Origin of the sequence: Mycobacterium kubicae (assembly GCF_015689175.1) — a bacterium.
In the GTDB taxonomy this organism is placed as follows: domain Bacteria; phylum Actinomycetota; class Actinomycetes; order Mycobacteriales; family Mycobacteriaceae; genus Mycobacterium; species Mycobacterium kubicae.
Genome location: NZ_CP065047.1, coordinates 2386136 through 2408570 on the forward strand (window position 1 = coordinate 2386136; position 22435 = coordinate 2408570).

The window sequence follows — 22435 nt, forward strand, 5'->3', positions numbered from 1 at the left end:
TTTGTCATGACGACCAATTGGGTCAAGCGACGTGTGGGCACACCGCCCGCGGAAGGTTCGCCCGACCACGACGAACCTTCCCCGACTTCGACCGCCGACCGTTCCGACCCACCGCCACGACGCAGCCGCACGGTCGCCGTGTTGGCTGCGGTCGCCTGTGTGGTTCTTGGTGCCAAACTGATCGTGATCTCACTCCTCGGGTCACCGATGCCGCTGGCTGACCAGTGGGACGGCGAGGCCGCTGGGCTGTATGCGCCGTATCTGAAGGGGACGCTGACCTTCGGCGATCTCTTTGCCCCGCACAACGAGCACCGAATCTTCGTCTTCCGCTTGTTCGCGCTGACACATCTCGAGCTCGCTGGCGAGTGGAACCCGCGCCTCGAAATGGTTTTGGGCGCCATCATTCATACTGCCGCGATTACCTGGTTCCTGGCTTTGTTGATGCCTCTTGTCGCGGCGCGGCGCCGGTTGCTCTTGGCGTGCTTCGTCACCTTCTTCTTCGCAATTCCCTTCGGGTACGAGAACACACTCTCGGGCTTCCAATGCCAGCTGTACTTCAGCTTGCTTTTCGGTATCGCGGCTCTGGTGGCGTTGGCATCGGCTCGGCCGTTCTCCGTGCGGTGGACGTGTGGCGTAGCGGCGGCGATCCTCAGTTACTTCTCCTTCGCCACAGGTGTCGCGACGATCCTTGCGGCGGGCGCGCTGGTGGGTCTGCAGTTGCTCAGCAGCATCAGGAAACGAAGTGGTCGCGAGCTCGCCGGCGTTGCCGCTCTGGCATTGGTCGCCTGCGCGATGATCTTCTGGTCGGCCTCCCGGGCGCACCCGACCAGCACCCCGTGGACGTTCCTGCAGGGGCTGGCGTTGCTTGCCGCCAGAACGGTCATCGCACTCATACCGATCGCCTGGTATTGGCGTCACACCTTGGCGAGGCGTGCGGCCGCATCCGACCGCGCTTGGGTGGCAATCGGAATCAGCGGATGGGTTGTGATTCAGCTCGTACTGCTGGCTTACGGCCGCGGGAACGACATCGCCGTGCGGTATATGGACATTGTGCTTCTCGTCTACCCCTTGGCGGTGGTAGCGGTGCTCTTGCTAGTGGACAACACAGACGGCGCAACGCGGTTCGGTCGGTATGCAGCACCCGGCGCCGCGGCCGGAGTGTTCCTTGTCGTAGCGATGTTCGGGGTAATGGGTTACATATTCGGCGTTGGCGCCACGCAATGGAGCGATTCCGCACGTGAGCAACTGACCAACGCACAGGCCTACCTCGCCACGAAAAATCTCGACCAGTTGAAGTCGCGGCGCAAGCCAGGACAGACGATCGACGTCGCCTATCCGAATTCCCAGCGGCTGGCCGCGGTATTGGGCGATCCTGACGTGCGGGCCATCCTGCCCGGCGAATTGCGGCCGGCGGACGCCGACCTCGCCGGAGCTCGTAACCACATGTGGCTCAAGGGATCCTCGGCGGCTGCCACCGCCGCTGTTGTTAACCTGCTGCTCTTCGTTGGTCCGGCTTTCTTGGCAGTCGGGGTGGCTCTGTTCTTTGCGGTGGCAACACGCCTCGCGCTTGCTGACCGCGTACCGAAGCGTTAGAGGCGGCTTACCTTCGACCTAGCGCCGTACTGAGCTGCGGGTAATCGACAAGCATCCGATCTACCAGATACCTGCTGCCAATGTTGTTGACATGGTTGGTGTCTCGGTACAGGAGTGCTTGACCCTTGTTCATGCTGCACACCGAATCGTCGCAGAAGTACTGCGCTGTGTTCAACAGTTGCACTCCCGGCACCTCGTCCGCCGCCTTCTTGAGTAGCGGGCCATATCTGTCATGGGCGCTTCGAAACAGCTTGAGGTCCTCGCTGCATTTGGAAAACGGCAGGACCGGAGAAAGGCGGTATTTGCAAGCAACTGCGTCGAAGGGGAAGGTAGGGACGTCATCGGTGACGAAGACGGATTTTCCTTTCGAGGTGAACGTCTCAAAAGTCTTCGCCAGCTGATCAGGTACACCGCGGAAAGACCACTCCGCAGTGACGATCACCGTCTTTATCCCCGGGTCTGCCGCGACATGGTCGATGATCAGGTCCATCCCGCGTATCGATCTGACCGGAAGTTCTCTGATGTAGTACACGACGTTTTTGTCGGGAAGCGCCTCGGCCAAGCCAAGAAACAATTGCTCGGCGTGGCTATCACCGACGGCGGCAACGTCGATGTGAGTGCCGGGCTTGGACTGCCGGCAGCGCGTGATGCCTTCCCAGTTGTAGGCGATGTCTCGCAACGCCTGATCCGAGCACGGGTAGTAGGTGTCGCGCAGATAGGTGTAGAAGTCCGTCCACTCGATGTCCCCCGGGTGGATAACGGGTACGGCGCCGGACTTATACCGCGGCTTCCAGTAGTCATTGGCGCCGACATGTAGACCCGCTGCGAGTAGGAGAGATGGGCAAAGCACAGCGGCGATGAGCGCAGTGGTTCGGCTACGCGATTGTGGCGGCAGCCGCCGGAACGGTTGTTCAAGCCACCGGTAGGACGCGACCGCGGGCACAATGGACAATGTTGTCGCTAGGGGAACGGCATACGGCACTTCCGGCCAGAGGTGATCGGCGAAAACCCGGAAAGGCCAGTGCCAGAGATAGATCGAGTAGGACCAGTCTCCGATCTTGACGACGGCGGGGAGTGCAAGGACACGAGTGACCACGGGTGTCTGGTGCGTGCCAGCGGCGATCACAAAAAGTGTCCCGACGACGGGAAGCGTGGTCCACGGCCCGGGAAATGGCGTGTGTCCGTTGATGAACCACGCAGATGCGACGAGCAACGCCGCGCCCAGCCACGCGAGGTATTGGGCACGTCTGTCGGATCCCAAAGCAAATCTCGTGGTGGAGTAGGCGAGAAGCGCACCTGCGCCGAACTCCCACGCCCGGGAGACCGGGCCGTAAAAACCCACGAGAAATTTCGCGGAGGATGAACCGAGTGCGTCGGGGCCCGCCATTGCTAAGGAGAAAGAGATGAGAGCAGCCGCGCTGACAAGGACTATCGTCCATGGCACGCGTCGGTGTCCGCGTTGAGTGAGCACCCAACCGAGCAGCAGAATCGCCGGAAATACAAGGTAGAACTGCTCTTCAACGGACAGTGACCAGGTGTGCAAAAGCGGGTTGAGTTCCGCCGCCGCATCGAAATAGCCGCCGGTGTTCTGGGCGATCGCAAAGTTCGCAACGAGAAGCATGGCGCCCATGCCCGTTTGCGCCGTGACCTGCTGGATGACGAAAGGCGACAGTAGGCAAAACGCCAGCACCATCGTCACGCCAACCATGAGCGACAAAGCAGGGGTGAGGCGTTTGAACCGCCTGAGATAGAAGCGGCCGAATTTGAAACGCCCGGTTGCTCGGTGCTCTCGGTCGATCATGCCGGTGATCACGAAGCCAGAGATCACGAAGAAGACATCAACACCGACAAATCCCCCTGGCACCGGGAACCCGCCGTGGTAGGCGACGACTAGGAGGACCGCGACTGCGCGAAGCCCTTGGATGTCGAACCGCCGGTTGTCGCCAGGAGCACGGCCCTCGGCCCGAGACACACCTTCCACGGCAATCACGCCGAGCCAGACTAGTGCACGGAAAGAGCCAGTGGTGCGGGGCGCACGTCCCATGCCTCAGGGGTGGTGGTTGCCGGTAAGAGAGTTGTCACGCATAGTCGTTGGTTCAGGTCATCCATCGAGATCTCAACGGATACGCTGGATTCACTGCTGAACAAACAGCGCGACCGGCAGCGATGCGGTGGCGCCGCAGATAACCGTGGCGGATTTTAACCGATCGCAAGGCGCCTATATTGCGGACGCATAGCGCGCCCAATTGAGGATACATGCTCTATTAGGACCGTTTGATCCCCCGCAGAGTACGGCGCAGTCGCGCGTCCTTAACAGCCTTTATTCCTGCCTGGGCCTTGACTGTTAGTCGGGCATGAAGTGAGAGGGGCCTCGCGGCGCCGCGTTGATATAACAGAGGATGGACCACGTCCAAAGGGCCGGCAATAGACGCAAGCCGTAACCTCAGCGCAGCTTTGTCTGTCGCAAACAGAAGACAGTTTTGTCGGTACCACCACTCAACTCGCTCGTTGAACCATATGCGATCGCGAAACACGTCAAATGGCCGAAATCCGAACTCTGCGAAGTGCTCGGCCCAGTATGACGGCCACTGCTCATTGACATGTCCAGTACCACCTTGACCGGGAACTGCGGCGGAAAATACGATTACGTCGGCGTGGCGCACAAGTGATTCGACCAGGACGGGCGCCGATGCGGGCGGCAAGTGCTCGGCCACTTCGAGGCAAGTGACCAAGTCATATCTCCGACCCATATCTAAGGGTTTTGTTAAATCGTGGCTTACGAATTGATCGGGCGGAATTTCAAGCAAGGCTCTGTTTACATAGTTACCGTCAACGCCGTTCACGTCGCTGACCCCGGCGGCTGTCCAAACGCTAATCCATGTACCCACACCGCAGCCCACATCAAGTACAGAATGGGGATCGGCGATTTCCTGGATTATGGGTACAACTACACTGGCCGACGAGGTCGACATGCCGCGCTGATCGGCATAGAAGCGGTCGTCATATAGCGCGGTCATCGGCTCATTCCTATCTAGCGCTGCCCCATCGGAAACGCCTGTGCAGTCACTATACGGGGTGAAGCGCCGCTGTTCTGAGCTTCTGTTCGAAGTCTGCTCATGTCCCTGAGGTCCTTCATCTGGCTCGTCGAGGCAGGCTAAATGCGCACCGAGCTTCATGCCTCAACGGATGCCGCGGAAGTCGTCGTTGTACGCTGAACCTATGGGCCTGCTGTCGCCGCCGGTGCAGCCGACCCCAGTCACGTCATAATTAGTGTTATTAACTGCAAACTCCGGGCCACTCGGAGAGCGGGTTGAAGACGCGGCGGACTCGTTGGCCGTGAGTTGCAAGTGTGCGCTGAGCGCGACGTATGGTAGGCCTAGCACGGCGCGCAGGTGCTTAACTAAGTTTGGGCCGTCGGATCCTAGCCTTTGATGCTGTTGCCTTCAGGTCGTACTTGGTCCAGTCGCTTGACCCCGGTATTGCAACGTCCGCTGTCCACCACGATCTGGCCAACCGGCCGCCGTATCGACGGAACCTTCATGCGATTGCTGTGCGTTGTGACATCGATTCAGCCCGATAGCAGCGTTTCCTTACCAGGCGAGCGGTCCGGTTTTGACCTTGCAGGCGACGGCTCATCACCTGTCGGCGTAGGAGTCCTCACGACGCATACCTCGTCCAATACGACGAATAACTTGACCGGAGTTGACATAGGCGCGTGCTCTGAAGCCCGAAACCTCGTAAGAGAGCTTGTTTTTCAAGCGCCGCCATCGCGGCTGGGCGCAGCGGTACCGCAGGGCCACCATTGCAAACTTCGGGTGCTCTGCGATCGTCTGTAGGAGCACTGCACGCCCTTCGGGGCCAGGGATGCCAGCGATCTCGGAGAGAATTCGGTCGACCTGCTCTCCAAGAATTTCCTCTCGGTCGGGATCGTCAGCGAACAAGTCGATCATCACGTCGAATGTCGCAGCATGTCCCGGCGCGTGGGTTAGCCAGAACTTTCTTCGATCCACTACGGCGTCAGTGAACATGCCTTCCGGATGGCGTCGATATACTGCCATCGTATCTGGCAACATCACGATGCCGCCGTGGATCGCATGCAGCAAGTGTAAGTAGTAATCGAAACACGCCCCGGCGGCCGGCACATCGTCATAGCGAGCGAGTCGACGGTACATGACCGAATTGTTCTGAATGAAGTTCCGCCTGAGCAACCATTCCAGGCTCAGATCGAAGCGCCAGTCGAGCGGGGGGAACTCATAATCCTCGGCTACGCCGCCTTCCCAACTTACTCGTACGGGGTGGAAACAGACTGCCGTCTCCGGATGCTGGTCGAGGTACGACGCCTGTTTGGTTAGCTTCGTCGGATCAATCCAATAATCGTCACCCTCGCACCACGCGATGTACTCACCGCGAGTGGCCGCGAATGCGCCAATCAAGTTTGTCTTGTAGCCGACGTTCTCGGTTCTAAAAATGGGCTTGAATAATTGTGGGTGCTGCTCTGCGTATTCTCGGATTATTGCGGGCGTCGCGTCGGTCGAAGCATCATCAGACACTACGAATTCGACAGGGAAGTCGGTCCGCTGCGCGAGAACTCCGTCGAAGGTTCGGCGGACGTAGGCCTCTTGATTGTAGGTGGTCGACACGATACTCACCTTGGGTGAGTCCGCCGCGCTCCCTTCGGTCACTACGGGATCCCTTCTCTAGAAGCGACTGCCAGGCCGCGCACAGCGTCGTCCTGGCCAGAGGTTAGTGGGGAGACGTCCAGGCGTAGCAGTATTTCCGAGCGGCCATGGCAGGTTGCCGGAGCTTGAGCACACGCCCGTGAAGCATAACTAGAAGGCCTCGATATGGCGATGGAATCGAGCACCACGCGACTCGAACGATGTGGTGAGCTGGCGCCACTTCAGTAGAACCGAGGGATTCATGGGATTACCAAGACTGCAACCTCTGCGTCTGGGAAGATTGTGAGGGGGAGGGTGCAAGCTGCGGCGAGCGCGGTCGTTGCAATCACTGACGGCAGTATCTATGAGCCCCCACAGTTTCCGAATGAAAAGGGAGAAAAATGCGCCAAGCGTTGAGAGAACTCGGACCACAATCGGCGGTCGATCTCTACTACTCCCTCAAATACGCTCCTGTCCGGTTGCGCAATAGCGACAAGTATCGGGTGTCCGTTGCAGGCAAATGCGGCATCGAGATCGGTGGCCCAAGCGTTCTCTTCAAAACTGTTCTGCCGCTGTATCCTTTTGTCAATGAGTTGGATGGTGTGAACTTCGCGACCGATACCATCTGGGAGGGCAAGATTGAACATGGTCAGGCTTACAAGTACTACTTTAAGAAATCAGGCCGTCAGTTTATTACAGACGCCACCGACTTAGGCGAAATCAAGTCCGCCCACTATGACTTTCTGCTTTCATCGAACTGCCTCGAGCATGTCGCGAATCCCTTCAAAGCCCTCATAGAATGGAAACGGGTGATAAAGGAAGGCGGTGTGATGATCTTGGTCCTCCCCAACAAGGACAGCAATTTCGACCACCGGCGTCCGGTTACCCAGTTTCAGCACCTGTTGGACGACTTCACTCATGACGTTGGCGAGGATGATCTTACCCACCTGGATGAAATCTTGGAGCTCCATGATCTGGCCTTAGATCCACCCGCCGGTGACTTAGACCATTTCAGGAAGCGAAGCCTGAGGAACTTCGAGAACCGAACGCTGCATCATCATGTATTCGATGTGAACCTCATAGAGAAGATGCTGGAACACATCGGGTTAGAGGTGGAAGACGTAACAGCCACCGACAGTGACTTCTTTGCCTTGGCAAGTAAGGCTGACGAGACATAGCCAGCTTAGAGGTAGTCTCGCTCGCGAACGATAGACATCCGCTCGTGGTCTCGAAGACGAGATCCGCCGTCACCGCACGGTTCGACCGTGACGCCGAATGCATCGCCCGGGCCCGCGAAGTCACCTTGAAGCATTTCGACAGGTTGCGTGTCGAATCCGACCGTTACCGCAGATACCTCGCTGCAGTGCCGTATCGCTGGAGGGGCAACGCCCTGCGCTTTGTCCGCCAAACTCATCAGGAGCTACCGCCCGATCCGCCTTCTGGACGTCGCACGCTTGTGCTCTTCGCGCACTTCGATCCCCAACGGATGATCGACCCGTACGTCACGTACTACCTCAATGCGCTGCACGCCCTAGGCGCCACAATCGTGTTCGTCTCGGGTTCGCCGAAGCTCAAACCGGAGTCGGTGGATCCCATCCGTGCCCTGTGCGCGGGGATCTATACCCGCCGCACGCTCGCGATGGATTTCGGATCCTGGCACCTCGCGTACGAGCTTCTGCGACAACGCGGTTGGTCACTCGACCAGTTCGACCGCCTGGTCCTGGCCAACGACAGTGTGTTCGGTCCTCTGTTCCCGTTAACAGAAATGTGGAGTTCGTTTCGTAACGCCGACATGTACGGCGCCATCGAAAGTGAAGAGTTCGGCCTCCATCTCCAGTCCTTCTTCCTGGCGTGGGACCTCAATGAGCGAACCCGCCCCTTCCTCAACGACTTCTGGCACAGCTTCCAGTACATCGTCGACAAGGTCAACCTGGTCCGCGAGTACGAGATTGGCCTAACCGAACGTGCTCGTGCGGCTGGGCTGCGCATCAAGCCATTCGTCTCAGCGGAGAGCATCAAAGCTACCTATGCTCAAGCGCCGTCACATGAGTGGGCGAGCAAGTTTTCCGGGGACCCGTTCAACAACACCCTCTTCTTCTGGGACGGCCTAATCACTCACCACCGGTTCCCATTCCTCAAGACGATCTTGCCGCGCCACAATCAGCCCTGGCATGACTCGATGGCACAACTACGCGAGTTCATAGAACAGCACACCGGTTACCCCTACGATCTCATCGAACAAAACGTGATGAGGCTTGGCTGCGGAGCGCAATCGTGGGTCAGACCAACCGGCGCGTCCTCCTGACGCGAATCGAAATTCTCGTTGTGACCTTGGCTTCAAGCGTTGACTAAGCCCTCACGCCATTGCCGAGCATGGGCGAACTCGCGAACAGGCGCTCGCGCTAAGGTCTTGAGGCGCGCCTTGCGATTCGGTCCCAATGCCGCGGACTTCACTGTGGTGGACAACCAGGTGAGCGACCAACGAACGGCGGCGAGGAAGCGAATTGCGTTGGGGGACGCCGGATCTACCATCAGCCATGTCAGAATCCGCAGTTGGTCGAGCCAATTCTGCCCTGCCTTCACGATGCGCATCGATTCGGTGGTCACCGTGTGAGTCCGCACGGACAGCTCTTGTGGAATGAAGAACACCGCCGACCTCACCATGAGCCGGTACCAGAAATCGAGGTCGACAAGCTGGAAAATATCGGTGCGGAAGCCCCCGGCGTCGAGTCCGAGCTCACGCCGGAACATGACACAGGTCGGTTCTCCGATCCAGTTGCCCGCCCCGGCACGCACGATCATCTGCGCGGCTAACCACCGCCCGCTGTTGTGATCACGCAGCCTCCAAAAATGTTTGTGAGCCGCGCCGACCCTCCGACGCCATGGCAAGCCTTCGTCTTGGACTACCCGCCGAGGCGCAAACGCCATTCCCACAGTTGGATCATCGAAGCTCGTCACAAGAGTCCGCAGCGCCCCTGGGAGCAACCAGTCGTCGCCGTGCACGAACTGGATCAGGTCGCCATGTGCCAGCTCCAGGCACTTGTTGTGGTTGCCGTTCAGACCCAGGCGCGGCTTGTTGCAAACCAGACGATCCTCAGGCCGCAGCAGCGCCGAAACGATGGCAGCGCAATCGTCGGTCGAATCGTCATCAACGACCACAATCTCGAAGTCGACACCGTCCTGATCGAGGATGCTGCGTAGGCAACGTTCGATCGTCTCACTGTTGTTGTACATCGGCACACACACCGAAACCCGCGGGTGCCCTTCGATTGGGTTGGGGATCAACGGTGTGACGCTCCCTAGTCTGCGTAGCGAGTTGTCGAGGCCGATGTGCTGTATCGCATCCATGCGGCTGTCGCCGGTCCCTCACACGAACCGCCGTCAGCATAGCCGCGCGCCGAACTGTCGAACGGCCGATAGCCGCGTTTGCCGGCGTGGGCAGTCCATGACATCGGATGCTGTCATCCACTCAGCGTGTATCGAACAGTTGAAGGGCGCATTAAGCAGCGGGTGCGCTCGTCCGACCGGCTGGTGACTTAGCTCGAGCTGTCAGAGCTTTCTCGTACGGGCGTGCCGGTCCTGAGCCGCGGGAACGTCCGGAATGACCCGCCGTCGCCGAGTGTTATGGCTGTTCAGACAACACTTATTGGCAATTTCTCAGTTACGCCGCGAGATTGGTTGCCGCATAGTAGCGTCCCCAGTGATGTGGACGATAGTGATCATAACCGGGCTCGGCATGGCGATTGATCCCGTGCGGATCGCGCTCGCCATCGTCATCATGTCCCAGCGGCGGGCTTTCCGGAACCTCATGGCGTTCTGGCTCGGCGGCGTCGCGATGGGGCTGGCGATTGGACTCTCGGCCTTCGTGTTGATGCGCGAAGTCACACTGGGTGCCTTGCACTTCGTCGGCGACACCTTCACCTACATCCGGACCACAACCGTCATCTTCATGGGTGGTCGACTGCATATAGCCATTGGGTTATTCGCGCTGCTGATGCTCGCGCTGATGACAAAACGCGCACGGGCGACGGCGCGATTGAATGCGGGCGGCGGCCATACGGTCACCTTGGTGGAAGAGCGCCCCTCCAATATCTTCCAGCGGATGGGTGCTCGCACCCAGGAAATCTTGAGCGGCGACCGCCTCTGGCCAGCCTTCTTTGTCGGCCTTTCCTCGTCCTTTCCGCCCTACGAAGGCTGGGTGATCGTGACGGTCATCCTTGCCTCCGGTGCCGCCGTGACGACTCAGTTCAGCGCGTTGATGGTGTTCATGCTGCTGGTGCTTGCGGTGGTGGAGATTCCACTGGTTTGCTATCTAGCGGTGCCGGCGAAGACTTATGCGGTGATGGAGCGGATTCAAGACTGGCTGCGTACGTACCGGCTACAGATCACCCAGACCATCGTCGGTTTCACCGGCGTCATCCTGATCTTCCAGGGTATAGCTCGTCTCTGATGTCGCCCCGGGCGTCCAGCGAGGATGCCCGACCTCACAGTCTATGAACGTCAACGAGATTGAACGGTCTTCGGCGCCCCCGCGAGTTTCGGTGTGCGTGCCGATGTACAACAACAGCGCGACGATCGACCGTTGCCTACGCAGCATCCTCGATCAGCAGGGCGTGGAGTTCGAGATCTTGGTGGTCGACGACGATTCGACCGACGACTGTGTCGCCATCGCCTCGGCGCTGCTGCGGCCTCAGGATCGTCTGGTCCGCAACAAGCCGCGCTTGGGTCTGAACGACAACCACAACAAGTGCCTGCAGCTGGCGCGCGGCGACCTGATCCAATTCGTGCACGGTGACGACTGGTTGCTACCCGGAGCCTTGCAGACACTGGTGCCCCGCTTCGACGATGCGACCGTCGGCATGGCGTTCGCGCCCCGCCGGATTGCCGGCGAAGACCGACGGTGGGCAGAGCGATATGGCAACGTCCACAGCCGCTTCCGCAATCTCCGCGACCTTAATTGCGGGTCGTCACTGGTGCAGCAGATGTTGCTGCGCGGTGGAAAGGAGAACTGGATCGGAGAACCGACCTGCGTAATGTTCCGGCGGCAACTGGCCTTGGATGCGGGAGGCTTCCGTGCCGACATCTACCAACTCGTCGACGTCGATTTCTGGTCGCGTTTGATGTTGCGATCAGTTGTCTGCTTTGTGCCAGAGCAACTTTCCGTGCGAAGCCATACCGCCGCCACCGAAACCACGCGGCTCATGGCCGCTCGGCGCAACCTGCTCGACCAGCACCGCATTCTCACCTGGATGATCTTGGATCCCGCCGCACCGCCCGGCGTCCGACTTACTGCTGCCGCGTGGTGGTTACCCGCCTGGCTGGCAATGCTGATCGAGGTGGCGATTCTCGGGCCGCAACGGTGGCGGCACGTTAAGGCAATGGTCGCCGCGTTGTTCGGTGAGTTCCGGCGCGCCCGTCAGTTTCGCGCAAACATCAGCGTGCGCGAACCGGCCTCGGCGGTGAGTGGCTCCTAGGGGGTGGCGCAAGTGTCTCGTTCGGCGTCGGCAGACGACGATACGTCTGCCTGGAGAATCGGACTACTTGTTCAATTCGGGCTGCTGTCCTGGGTGAGCTCGATTGCTGTCACCACCGTCCAATCATCACACGGCCTTGTTATCGGGACCGTATATGCCGCCCTGTTGACGGCGCTTGCCTGGTGGACCTTGCGCGAGCCGGCCAAGCTGTCGTTCCTCGGTGGCGGGTTGCCCGTGGTCATAGCGATTGTCGTGCTCCTCGTGCTGGTGGCGGCAAGCAACGAGCGGCACTACCTGGCGATGCGCAACACGCCGCACTTCGCGACTTCAGCTCCGGCACTGGAAGTGCCCGCTTGGCTGCTCGTCCACGGCCATGAACCGTATCGTGACCACCTAGCCGACGGCGCGCCGATCAGCCCTGGACCCGGCTGGTTTATGTTGTTGTCTCCCTTAACGCTTACGCATCTGACCGCCATCCTGGGCGCGTTGTCGCTCGGTTTGGTCGTGTTTCTTCTTCGACGAGAGAACCGATACGCGGCCGGTGTCTTTTTCGTCTTGATGTTTCTCCAGCCCAGCTTCCAGGCGCAGATCACCAACGGTCAGGACTTGTTTGTCGTCTCGATCGCGCTGGTTTGCCTCGCGATCGCCGCTGCACGACTTGATGACTCGGCCCGCAAGGCTGTCTTACTGGGAGTACTGGCGGGAGTTGTGGCCACAGCCCGGATACCGATTGTGTTGATGACGACCATCCTTGGGTACGGCGTTTTCCGCAAGGACCGCCGCACGGGCTGCTACTTCACCGTGTCGATGCTGCTGACCTGTTTGGTGCTACACGGGATCTTTGCTCTCTGGTCTGTCCGCTTGGGTCACATGTATCAACCGATGCACATATTCGGTCGTGCCTCCAACGGTGCAGGACTCGGTGCGCGCGTGGCGGTGATCATCTTGTTAGCCTGCAGCCTCGGCTGGATCGCTCTGCGCATGAAGCCGACGCCCTCGTACTGGATGCTTGGCATGTACCTGACGATGTTCTCCCTCTTCACACCGGAAGCCATAAAGGAGTTTGCCCAGTCGCCCCGCTGGGATTGGGAAGGGAGCATCTATATCACCTTCCCGCTACCACTTCTCATCGGAGCCCTGGTGCTGATGAATGCGCGGGCTCGAGCAACTCACAACCCAGCAATCTCGGCAGCGCCGGCTCAATGATGGCACCTCATTCGCCGGTCGATCAGCAATCGATCTCTGCTTTCAACCCGAACTCGGCGAAGGTCTTGAATACCGCCTCGCGCAACTCCTCCGGAGAATTGGGTCGGCCCGGGCGGTAGGCGATCACCGTGACGAACACTTTGTCCGGGGTTCGCCCGGAAGCCACGAACAGCTGCCCGCCCATCCTTTCCAGCGCCGCCCTGGTGATGCCTGGCTCGATCAAACGCCCGTAAACGTAGTCGGCTTCGGTGCCATCCGGTCGAACCGTTGCGGGATCCAACTGCCCCAAGTTGGAGCACCCGATGGGCAGACCGGCATTGCCCAGGCCAACGCCCACCAGTCGCCGGGCTACCCACTTCGGGGTCATTGCGGCCAACGGAAGCGAACCCAGCATTTCGTTGGCCTCGGCCGAAAGCTCGGTGAGAGCCCGCTTGAGCTTGCCGCGGATCTCCCCGAGATCAACCGCCGCATTCGTCGGGTCGACCGTGATGGAGGCGAATGTCAAGGCGTTGCCCCGGGTATCGCCGTCCTTGCGTTCGCCCACCGGAAACGCCAGCGTGACTGATCCATCGTCGAGCCGGCGCCCCATCCGCACGCCTAGCCGTGCGGCGAATCCCGCAAAAAGCGAATTGCTCGTACCGCCCAGTCTTTTCGCGCAGTCATCCCATTCCGCTAAGTCGACAAAGGCGGCCAAGGTGGGCACCACGGCGGGGTCGTCGCGGCGTGCGCCTGGGGGCGGTGGCGCCGCCGCGATCGACGAGGCGAGTTCTTGGCGACCCTGCCGGGCCAGTCGCACCATGGTCGCCACGGCACGTGCCAGTTCGGGTGTTGACGCCAGCGTCTGCCGGGCGTCTTCGAGGATTGCTCTGGGCCGCGTGCGCGATCCGGGCGAGGGATAGCCGAGATCATAGGTCCTGCCCTGAGCCGCATCCGCAATAACCTGGCACACCGCCAGTCCGTCTACCAGCGTGTGTGACGCCACGAGGCTCACCGCGGTTCCGCCGCCCTCGATGGGCAGCACACCCAAATGCCAGCCAGGTCCGACCTCCGGATCGATCGGCAGGCACGCCCGCTCGTAAGCCCATTCATTCACCGCGGTTCGCGGCCGCGGCGTCTCCGCGATCTCGAGGTCGGCGGGACCGGGCGATGCGACCCACCGATCGCGCGCAAACGGCAACGGGGAGCGTTCGATCCGGCGGCCCAGCAAGCTGCGGCCGAGGTTGCGGTGGAAGCGACGTAACCCCTCCAGATCGGCCGGACGGTTGTATATCCATACGACCTGCGCCAGGGTGCCGTAGCCGAGCGCCCGCACTCCCAGGAATGACACCTGGTCCATGTGTGCGAGTCGGTTGTCCACGAGACGGTAATTATCCACTACTTATGCTTGGAGAACGGCGCGCAACCGCGCCGGCTAGCAAAAGTTCAGTGCTTTGCGGGTTCCGCATTTTGCAGAGATGCATCCCCGGCAACGGTAGTCTGATGCCCGTGGTTGAATCCTCACTTCCCAGCGTGGTACGCGAACGTGCGAGTTTGCAGCCCAACGACATTGCGTTGACCTACATCGATTACGACCATTCGTGGGACGGTGTCGAACTCAGCCTGACATGGGCTCAGCTGTACAAGAGAATGCTGAACCTTGCTGCGCTGATGCGGCAGCATGCGACAACAGGTGACCGGGCGCTTATCCTGGCGCCGCAGAGCCTCGACTACGTGGTGAGTTTCCTTGCCTCATTGCATGCCGGCGTCATCGCCGTGCCGCTTTCGGTTCCGATGGGTGGCGCGCACGACGAACGCACGGCGTCGGTGCTGGCCGACACCTCGCCCGCCGTAATTTTCACGGCATCATCGGTGGTCGACAATGTCGCCGAGTACGTACGGGCGCAGCCAGGCGAGCAGAAGACCCAAATCATCGAGCTCGATCGGCTGGACCTCGATGGTCGGCCGGGCGCCGCAGCGCGCGCCAAATACGACCAGCCGGACACCATCTATCTGCAGTACACCTCCGGCTCCACGCGGACACCGGCCGGGGTCATGATTTCGAACAAGAATTTGATGACCAATTTCGAACAAATCATGACCGCCTATTACGGCGTCTACGGCAAGCTCGCCCCACCGGGATCGACGGTGGTCTCGTGGCTGCCGTTCTATCACGACATGGGCTTCATATTGGGACTGATCATGCCCATTCTGACGGGCATGCCGGCGAAGTTGACCAGTCCCATCGGGTTCCTGCAGCGGCCCGCCCGATGGATGCAGATGCTCGCCAACAACACCCTTGGATTCACCGCCGCGCCTAACTTCGCGTTCGACTTGGCATCGCGGAAAACCAAAGACGAGGATCTCGAAGGTCTCGACCTCAGCGGCATCCACGCCATCCTCAATGGCAGCGAGCGGGTACAGCCCGTCACGCTGAAACGATTCATCGACCGGTTCGCGCCCTTCGGACTGGACCCCGCGGTCATCCGTCCCTCCTATGGGATGGCCGAAACCACGGTCTATATCGCAACCCGCCAGGCGGGGGAGCCCCCTAAAATCGTCCACTTCGATTCCACGAAGTTGCCCGACGGACACGCCGAACGGTTGGAAAGCGAAAGCGAAAGCAGCACACCGCTTGTCAGCTACGGCGCGGTGGACACGCAACTAGTGCGCATCGTCGATCCCGACACCAGCATCGAGTGCCCGGAGGGAACGGTCGGCGAAATCTGGGTGCACGGCGGCAATGTCGCCTCGGGCTACTGGAACAAGCCCGAAACCTCAGCGAAAACCTTCGGTGCGTCGATCGTCAACCCTACTCCCGGCACACCGGAAGGGCCATGGCTGCGGACCGGGGATTCCGGATTCTATTCCCACGGAGAGCTTTTCATCGTGGGTCGCATCAAGGATCTGCTAATCGTTTACGGCCGCAACCACTCTCCGGACGATATCGAGGCAACCATCCAGCAGATCAGTCCCGGCCGGTGTGTGGCGATCGCGGTTCCCCAGGACGGTATCGAGAAACTCGTCGCAATCATCGAACTGAAGAAGAAGGACGAGTCGGCGGAGGAGGCGGCCGAGCGGTATGGCTTTGTGAAACGCGAAGTCACCTCGGCAATTTCGAAAGGGCACGGGCTGAGCGCGTCCGATCTTGTTCTGGTGCCGCAGGGTTCTATTCCAATCACCACCAGCGGCAAACCCCGGCGCGCCCAGTGCGTAGAAATTTACCGGCAGGACGGTTTTTCGCGCTTAGACGCTTAAGCCGCCCACAACCCCCGGACGTCAGCTGTGCAGGGCGCGGTCAGACAGCGCCGCCAGTGCCGGTGCCAGCAGCTTGGAGTATTCGAGCGTCAGGTGGCCCGCATCGACGTAGACCAAGGTGTTGCCGACGATGACTGGGCAGCGCTGCTTGGTGCAGAACAGTCCTTCGACCTCAACGTATTGCCCGCCACCGGCTTTGACCGCCGCGGACTCGGCGACGATGCCGGGTCGGTTGAACGCAGATGACATGGGCGGCGAGCAAGCCGTCGCGTCGTCGAGGTGCTCCGATAGGCAGCCCGGGACCGCGGTGTCCAGGTGGGGGAGCGGCCCCAGCACCAGCACCTTGGCGCCGATGCCGCGCAGCTGCTGCACCAGTCGGGTGAGGCTGTCGTTCCACGCCGAATCGTATGACGAGAAACCTGATAGGAAGCCGTTGCTGTGGGTGGCGGTGTAGCCCCGGAACACGCTCAACACGACCAACCGCGGGTGCTCGGCACGTAACCGGTCCATGACCTGCCCGCGCCATTGCTCACAGTGCTGCAGGTACTCGACGATGGGGGCGACGAAGCGGTTGGCGATGGGCAGGTCCAGCATCGGGCAGGCCGCTTTGGCCATGGTTTCGATTCGCCACGGTCGTTGCTTGCCCACCTGCTCGAAGGCTGGGATCCACATCGACGCATGCGAGTCGCCGATCACGGCTACCGTCGTCTTCGAAGAGGTATCGCCCATCGCGCACTCAGGTTGTCCTGCTTGGACGGGCAGGCGCAGACAGCCGTCGAACATCATTTTGCCCAGTTCACCCGCAGCTCCGGCAAGCGACGGGTTCAGGTTCGACGGTACGGCCTTGACGTCGGCAGATGCCGCGACCGCCGCTTGGACCTGCGCGAACACGTTCTGCACCGCAGCGTCGTAAGCGGCGACGTTGTCCCCGGTGGGAATGGGGGGCGAAGTGATCGTCAGAGGCGGGGCCGCCGCGCCGTGCGCGACCGCAACGGGCATCGGTATGGAAGACACCCACATCAGCAGCGCCACGCCCACACAGGCCGCTGCGGCCGAGGCGACACCGCCGAACGCCAGACTCTTCCAAGGGGACCGCTTCAGGGCGGTGGCATATCGCAGCGGGTTCTCGACGAGCCGCAGGGTGAGCCACCCGAGCCCACCGGAGACGACCACAGCCGCGACGAAGTTGCCGAACAGACCCAGCCGGTGGCCCACCAAGATCGGTGCGAACACCAGCACCGGCCAGTGCCACAAATACCACGAGTACGACAACCGTCCGATGACCCGCATCGGTGACCAGCCGAGTACGCGCCCCGCACCTTGGTTGGGTGTGGAACAGCCGGCGCCGAGAACGAGCGCAGTGCCCAGCACGGGCAATAGCGCGGCAGTACCCGGATACGGGATGTCTGGGGTGAAAACGGTGCAGGCCCAGAGCACCATGGCCGTCCCGATCCATCCCGTGGCTACCGCAGCTCGCGCCGGAAGCCGGCTCCAGTACTCGGCGGTCAGGGCCACCAAGGCGCCGACAGCCAACTGCCACGCCCTGGTGAAAAGGGAGAAATACGCCGCCAGCGGCATCACGTAGGTGATCAGCAGTGACAACACGAAGGAAGAGAGCGCGATGAACGTCACGAGCGCCAGGTATGGATTCTTCGACGGACTCTTCGACGACGGTGCGTCGTCCTTGGCGCGCCGACGCAACCGCCGGATCAACCATGCCGTGCCGACAATCAGGGGTGGCCATAACAAGTAGAACTGTTCCTCGACGCCCAACGTCCAATAGTGCTGGAACGGCGACGGCGCGCCCCCGGCGAAATAGTCGACCTGCTGGACTATGAACCAGAAGTTCGGCACATACAACGCGCAGGCAATGGCGTCCTTCAAGGCCCCTTGGGCTTGCACCACGGGCAGCAGAAGAGCCGCGGCAATTGCGGTGACGACGCCCACTGTGGCCGACACCGGCAGCAGTCGGCGGGCCCGCGCCGCGTAAAACTTACGCAGCCCGACGGTGCCGGTGGTACTGACCTGGCGCCACAGCTGGCCCGTGATGACGAAGCCCGAGATCTCGAAGAATATGTCCGGGCCGACGAAGCCACCGCTCACACCGGGCATGGAGATGTGCCAGCCCACAATGGCCAGCAGTGTGAACCCGCGCAGGCCCTCGATGTCGTTGCGGAATCCGCTTTGTGGTGTGCGCTTCTCCTGCGCGCCGGGAGCTGGGAGGACGCCGTCAGAAGGGCTGACACTGTCTGACTGGCGCATGGTCACGCACTCATATTAAGTGGAGGTGGACGCGGGAATGTGGCCTATCGGATATTCGGTGTCATTAGCGTTCGGCGGCCATGATTGAGTGCAAGGTCGCCGGCGAATGTTGCGTCAAGGCAATGCGGCCCGGGTTCAGCGCCGCCAACACCGTTGGGTGCCGGTGTCTTTAAGGTTCAACGATGACCGACCCGGTGTGTCAGCGCGGCGGTCTCGGTGGAAAGCGTTGGCGGCCTTCATGACTCGTTGCTGGCAAGGGGCTGAGCGATTGAATTTCCTTGGCACAACACTTTCTTCGAAGCACGAGTCGTGACTCGAGGTAACCCGCGTCGGCGTCCACACGATGCTCGAGGTGCGGGTTCTCGGTTAGGTGATTACCGACCTGTCCGGCTTTGGCTTCACCCCGTTGACGGCGCGTTTGCCGTTCCCGTTCGACTCGCGTTCCAGAAGCTGGTAACCGAGACCGAACAACGGCAGCGAGTGAGTCAGGAGGTGGTCGACCGGTTCGTTGCCGATGCCGTTGGCCTTGACTTCGGCTACCGACAAACACTTTGCTAAGTCGTAGGTCCGCACGGTGGTGAGGCCGAAGAGAGGCAGCGAATGTCGTGGTAGCGCCTCGCTCGACGCAGAGAGCGGCTTCGCGGTCTTTGGGACCGGCTTCGTTTTGGCTGTCGTGACAGTGGCTTTCGCCGGCGGTTTGCCGGACAAGACTTGCTTGGCCCGGTTGAGCCAGACTTCCAGTTGCCCGGGTTGGTTGCTCTTTCCGGTTTGGCCCACCTTGGACGGCCACCAGTTCTTCTGGCCGAGCAATGCAGCAACCGCGGGCACGGTAATGGTGCGCACCAAGAAGGTGTCGATCACAATCCCGATGCCGATGGTGAAACCGGCCTGAGCCATGGTGGTGATGCTGGCTGCTATCAGACCGAACATCGATGCGGCGAAGATCAAACCTGCGGAGGTGATCACACCACCGGTGGAGCCGACCGTGCGGATGACCCCGACCCGCACTCCGTGCGGCGACTCATCGCGGATTCTCGAGATCAGCAACATGTTGTAGTCGGCACCGACCGCGACCAACAAAATGAACGACAACCCGGGCAAGCTCCAGTGGATTGGCTCTCCCAAGATCAATTGGAAGACAATGACCGCTAAGCCCAAGGCTGACAGGAACGAAATCAAAACTGAGGCAATGAGATAAAGCGGTGCCACAATCGCCCGCAGCAAGATGACCAGGATGAAGAAAACGATAATGATCGTGGCGATGACGATGAATTTGATGTCGTGGTTGTAGAACTCGCGGGTGTCCCGAAGCCCACTCGGGACTCCTACCAGTTCCACCTTGGCGTCGGCCAACTCGGAGTTGGGTTGCGCCGACCGGGCTGCTTCGAGGATCTTGTTGACTTGATCCATGCCCTCTTTGGAGGACGGGCCGAGCGCGCTCTGAACGAAGTACCGCGCCGCGTGCCCGTCGGGCGACAGAAAGAACTGTGCGCCTTTCTTGAATTCGTCCCGCGTCATGATCTGCGGTGGGATGTTGAAGCCGGCCATGTTAGGCCGCTCCGCGTCGCGCTTCACTCCGAGCAGGAAGTCGGAGGCTTCGTTGAGCCCACCGCCCATCTTCTTGACCTGATCCACCAGTGCCTGCACCCCGTCGGCCACGGCTCCACTGCCGTCGGCCAGGGCGCCCGCGCCCGCCTGGAGTTGCGACAGAGTATTCGGAAGGCCCTGCACCATCCTCAGCGTGGCGACGATCTGCTTCAGCTGGTCATGCAGTTTGCCGACCGTCATCGCCAGATTCTGGTACCCCTCCGTCTGCTGCAGCGTGACGGCGAAGGCGGCGATAGAACGCAACAGGCCGTTGTTCCCGGATTCGACGATCGCCGCCAGTTGCGACCGGGACCGCACGCACGCGGGATCGGCATTACAACTGGGACTTTCATTCAGCGCCGCCACCATCGGGCTGGCCCACACCGCGGTCTGCTCGGCGTCCTGGACGGTTCCGCTGAGGTTGTTGCCTAGTGCCCGCATCCGTCCCACGTACTGGGAGGCGGTGTCGAGTTGCTGAATGGTTTTGTCGCCGCCGATCAGCTGCAGCATATTCTCCAGCATTGCGACCATGCCGGCGGAGCTGGCGACGGCTTCGTTGACTTGGGAGCGGACTCCGGCCAGGGCGTCGGCCAGCTGCCGGGAGCCGCCGACTAGATGGTCCAGGTCGCCACCGTGGTCGGTGATGGCGTTGGATGCCTCGTTCAGTTTGCCGCCGACCTCGCCGGCTTGAAACGACACCTTGGTTTCCTTGAGCGGTTCACCGTTGGGCCGGGTCAGGCCGCGCACCATGACGATGTCGGGCAGGTCGGTGATCCGGCGCGACATCACCTCCAGGTCACCCAGCGCGGCCGGGGTGCGCAGGTCACGTGGGGAGTGGACAAAGAGCATCATGGGAGTCATTGAGTTCATGGGGAAGTGGCGATTCAATGCGTTGAGGCCCCGCACACTGTCCATGTCCTGTGGCATCGTCTTGAGGTCGTCGTAATTGAACTGGATCAAGGCGGCACTGCCGGCCAGAATTGCCAGCACCAGCAGGCTCGCGACGAGATGCGACTTCGGGCGCCGCACAATCCGTGTTCCCGAAATCCGCCAGAAGCGTGTGGTCATCTCTTTGCGGGGCTTGATCCAGCCGCGTCGCCCAGTGAGGACCATGACGGCGGGCAGGAACGTTGTGGCGGTCAGCAGTGACACGATGATCGAGACGGTGATCGCCGGGCCGACTGCGGAGAACACTTCCAACTTGGTGAAGACCATGGCCAGGAACGTGACCGCCACGGTGGCCGCTGATGCGGCGATGACCTTGCCGATCGACATCAGTGCTTTTTTCACGGCACGATCGGAGGTTTCGCCATGTCGTACGTAGTCGTGATATCGGCTGATCAAGAAGACGGCGTAATCAGTGCCGGCGCCGATCATGACGGCACTCATGAACACGATGCATTGCATGTTCACGGTGAGGCCGAGTTCCGACAACACCGACAAGACGCCTTGCGCGCCACCAATGGATAGGCCGATGGTGGCCAGTGGCAGCAGCATGGTGACCAGGTTGCGGTAGACGAGGATCAGGATGATCAGGACGCTGAGGATGGTGCCGGTTTCAATGATCTGCACGTCATCTTCACCGAGCTTTTGGACGTCCGCGGCGGTGGCTACCGGACCACTGACGTTGGCGGTCAGGGATGTCCCCGCGACCGTCTTATTGATGATCGCCCTGATGTTGATCAATGCGGCCTGCGTCTCGGGAGCTGTTTCCGGGCCCGGCAAGTTGATCGGGAGGTTCCAGGCTTTCTTGTCTTTGCTTTCCAGCAGTTGACGCAATTCCGGCGTGCCCATGAAGTCCTGCACGGACATCTTGTCCTGGGTGTCCTCGTGCAGGTTGGCCAGGAGCTTGCGGTAGGTCTCCTCGTCGGCGGGACCCAGCCCGTTCTCGTCGGTCAGGATGACCAACAGCAAGGATCCAGCCGGTTTGGCGTCACCGCCTTTCGCCCCGGACCCGTCACTGCCGGGGGCGGCGAAGGCTTTGTCCATCTCGCGCTGCGCGATCATGGTCGGCGCGTTGTCGGGCAGCGGTTTCGTCTCGTGCTTGGCGGCCTGCACCTGCAGCGGAGGGAAGGTCAGGGCCAGAACAGCGACGACGGCAACCCAGCCGGCAATGACCAGCCACGGCCACTTGATGACGAAGTCTCCGACCCGGTCGAAGACCCCCCCGATTTTTGCTTCGTCGTGTGATCTCGCCTGCCCAGCCACCTCTCAAACGTACAAGGAAGAGTGCGGGTGAGGGGGGGAATCGAAAATTCGGCATTAACCGCGTCTGTGCCGGTGGGTGACCGGGCTTAGCCGAACGTGAGCAAGAAAAGACCTGATCAGGGCTCGTGCCGGGAGCAACTCAGGGCGGTCGCGGGTGGTTCCGGAGCAGTGGGTCCGGTCCCGCGGACGGTAACTCACTGTTAAGAAAGTTGC

General features: G+C 60.9%; 14 protein-coding genes. 7 read left to right on the plus strand and 7 right to left on the minus strand.

Features of this window, described 5'->3' with window-relative positions:
- Nucleotides 1-6: 6 nt before the first annotated feature.
- Complete coding sequence (locus I2456_RS11450; RefSeq protein WP_085075735.1) at nucleotides 7-1593, plus strand: hypothetical protein; 1587 nt, start codon at nucleotides 7-9, stop codon at nucleotides 1591-1593.
- 7 nt (nucleotides 1594-1600) lie between these two features.
- Here the strand turns inward: I2456_RS11450 and I2456_RS11455 are convergent, their stop codons facing one another.
- The 3 genes from I2456_RS11455 to I2456_RS11465 all read right to left on the minus strand — a co-directional run bounded on the left by I2456_RS11455 (nucleotide 1601) and on the right by I2456_RS11465 (nucleotide 6242).
- Nucleotides 1601-3583 carry an acyltransferase family protein gene (locus tag I2456_RS11455; RefSeq protein WP_163703824.1) on the minus strand — a complete coding sequence of 661 codons (1983 nt, stop codon included), beginning with the start codon at nucleotides 3581-3583 and terminating at the stop codon, nucleotides 1601-1603.
- Nucleotides 3584-3857: 274 nt separating this feature from the next.
- Nucleotides 3858-4610 carry a class I SAM-dependent methyltransferase gene (locus I2456_RS11460; protein ID WP_163703825.1) on the minus strand — a complete coding sequence of 251 codons (753 nt, stop codon included), beginning with the start codon at nucleotides 4608-4610 and terminating at the stop codon, nucleotides 3858-3860.
- A gap of 618 nt (nucleotides 4611-5228) precedes the next feature.
- Nucleotides 5229-6242: a glycosyltransferase gene (locus I2456_RS11465; protein ID WP_085075791.1), complete on the minus strand. Its 1014-nt coding sequence runs from the start codon at nucleotides 6240-6242 to the stop codon at nucleotides 5229-5231.
- 410 nt (nucleotides 6243-6652) lie between these two features.
- Here I2456_RS11465 and I2456_RS11470 point away from each other — a divergent pair, with 410 nt between their 5' ends.
- Both I2456_RS11470 and I2456_RS11475 read left to right on the plus strand, forming a co-directional pair.
- The gene (locus I2456_RS11470) at nucleotides 6653-7429 is read left to right on the plus strand and encodes a class I SAM-dependent methyltransferase (protein ID WP_085075732.1); all 777 of its coding nucleotides are present in this window, start codon (nucleotides 6653-6655) and stop codon (nucleotides 7427-7429) included.
- Between the two features lie 125 nt (nucleotides 7430-7554).
- On the plus strand, nucleotides 7555-8556 hold the full coding sequence (locus tag I2456_RS11475) for a rhamnan synthesis F family protein (protein ID WP_139823340.1): 1002 nt from the start codon (nucleotides 7555-7557) through the stop codon (nucleotides 8554-8556).
- Nucleotides 8557-8588: 32 nt separating this feature from the next.
- On the opposite strand, the gene I2456_RS11480 is transcribed toward I2456_RS11475, so the two are convergent.
- Nucleotides 8589-9485 carry a glycosyltransferase gene (locus I2456_RS11480; protein ID WP_241007977.1) on the minus strand — a complete coding sequence of 299 codons (897 nt, stop codon included), beginning with the start codon at nucleotides 9483-9485 and terminating at the stop codon, nucleotides 8589-8591.
- A gap of 469 nt (nucleotides 9486-9954) precedes the next feature.
- Here I2456_RS11480 and I2456_RS11485 point away from each other — a divergent pair, with 469 nt between their 5' ends.
- The 3 genes from I2456_RS11485 (at nucleotide 9955) to I2456_RS11495 (ending at nucleotide 12931) form a co-directional block, all read left to right on the plus strand.
- Nucleotides 9955-10701 (plus strand): GAP family protein, encoded by a 747-nt coding sequence (locus tag I2456_RS11485; protein WP_163703826.1) that lies wholly within the window; start codon nucleotides 9955-9957, stop codon nucleotides 10699-10701.
- Nucleotides 10702-10744: 43 nt separating this feature from the next.
- Nucleotides 10745-11725 carry a glycosyltransferase family 2 protein gene (locus I2456_RS11490; protein WP_085075728.1) on the plus strand — a complete coding sequence of 327 codons (981 nt, stop codon included), beginning with the start codon at nucleotides 10745-10747 and terminating at the stop codon, nucleotides 11723-11725.
- Nucleotides 11726-11818: 93 nt separating this feature from the next.
- The gene (locus I2456_RS11495; RefSeq protein ID WP_085075727.1) at nucleotides 11819-12931 is read left to right on the plus strand and encodes a hypothetical protein; all 1113 of its coding nucleotides are present in this window, start codon (nucleotides 11819-11821) and stop codon (nucleotides 12929-12931) included.
- 22 nt (nucleotides 12932-12953) lie between these two features.
- On the opposite strand, the gene I2456_RS11500 is transcribed toward I2456_RS11495, so the two are convergent.
- Entirely contained in the window at nucleotides 12954-14267 is a 1314-nt protein-coding gene (locus I2456_RS11500) for a hypothetical protein (protein ID WP_085075726.1), read from the minus strand.
- Between the two features lie 143 nt (nucleotides 14268-14410).
- Between I2456_RS11500 and I2456_RS11505 the strand changes: the two genes are divergently transcribed.
- A complete protein-coding gene (locus tag I2456_RS11505; protein WP_085075725.1) occupies nucleotides 14411-16165 on the plus strand; it encodes an AMP-binding protein in 1755 nt (584 codons plus the stop codon).
- Nucleotides 16166-16186: 21 nt separating this feature from the next.
- Here I2456_RS11505 and I2456_RS11510 read toward each other — a convergent pair whose 3' ends face one another.
- Together I2456_RS11510 and I2456_RS11515 are read right to left on the minus strand one after the other, a co-directional pair.
- The gene (locus I2456_RS11510) at nucleotides 16187-18427 is read right to left on the minus strand and encodes an acyltransferase family protein (protein WP_085075724.1); all 2241 of its coding nucleotides are present in this window, start codon (nucleotides 18425-18427) and stop codon (nucleotides 16187-16189) included.
- A gap of 366 nt (nucleotides 18428-18793) precedes the next feature.
- The gene (locus I2456_RS11515; protein ID WP_085075723.1) at nucleotides 18794-22222 is read right to left on the minus strand and encodes an MMPL/RND family transporter; all 3429 of its coding nucleotides are present in this window, start codon (nucleotides 22220-22222) and stop codon (nucleotides 18794-18796) included.
- Nucleotides 22223-22435 lie beyond the last annotated feature (213 nt).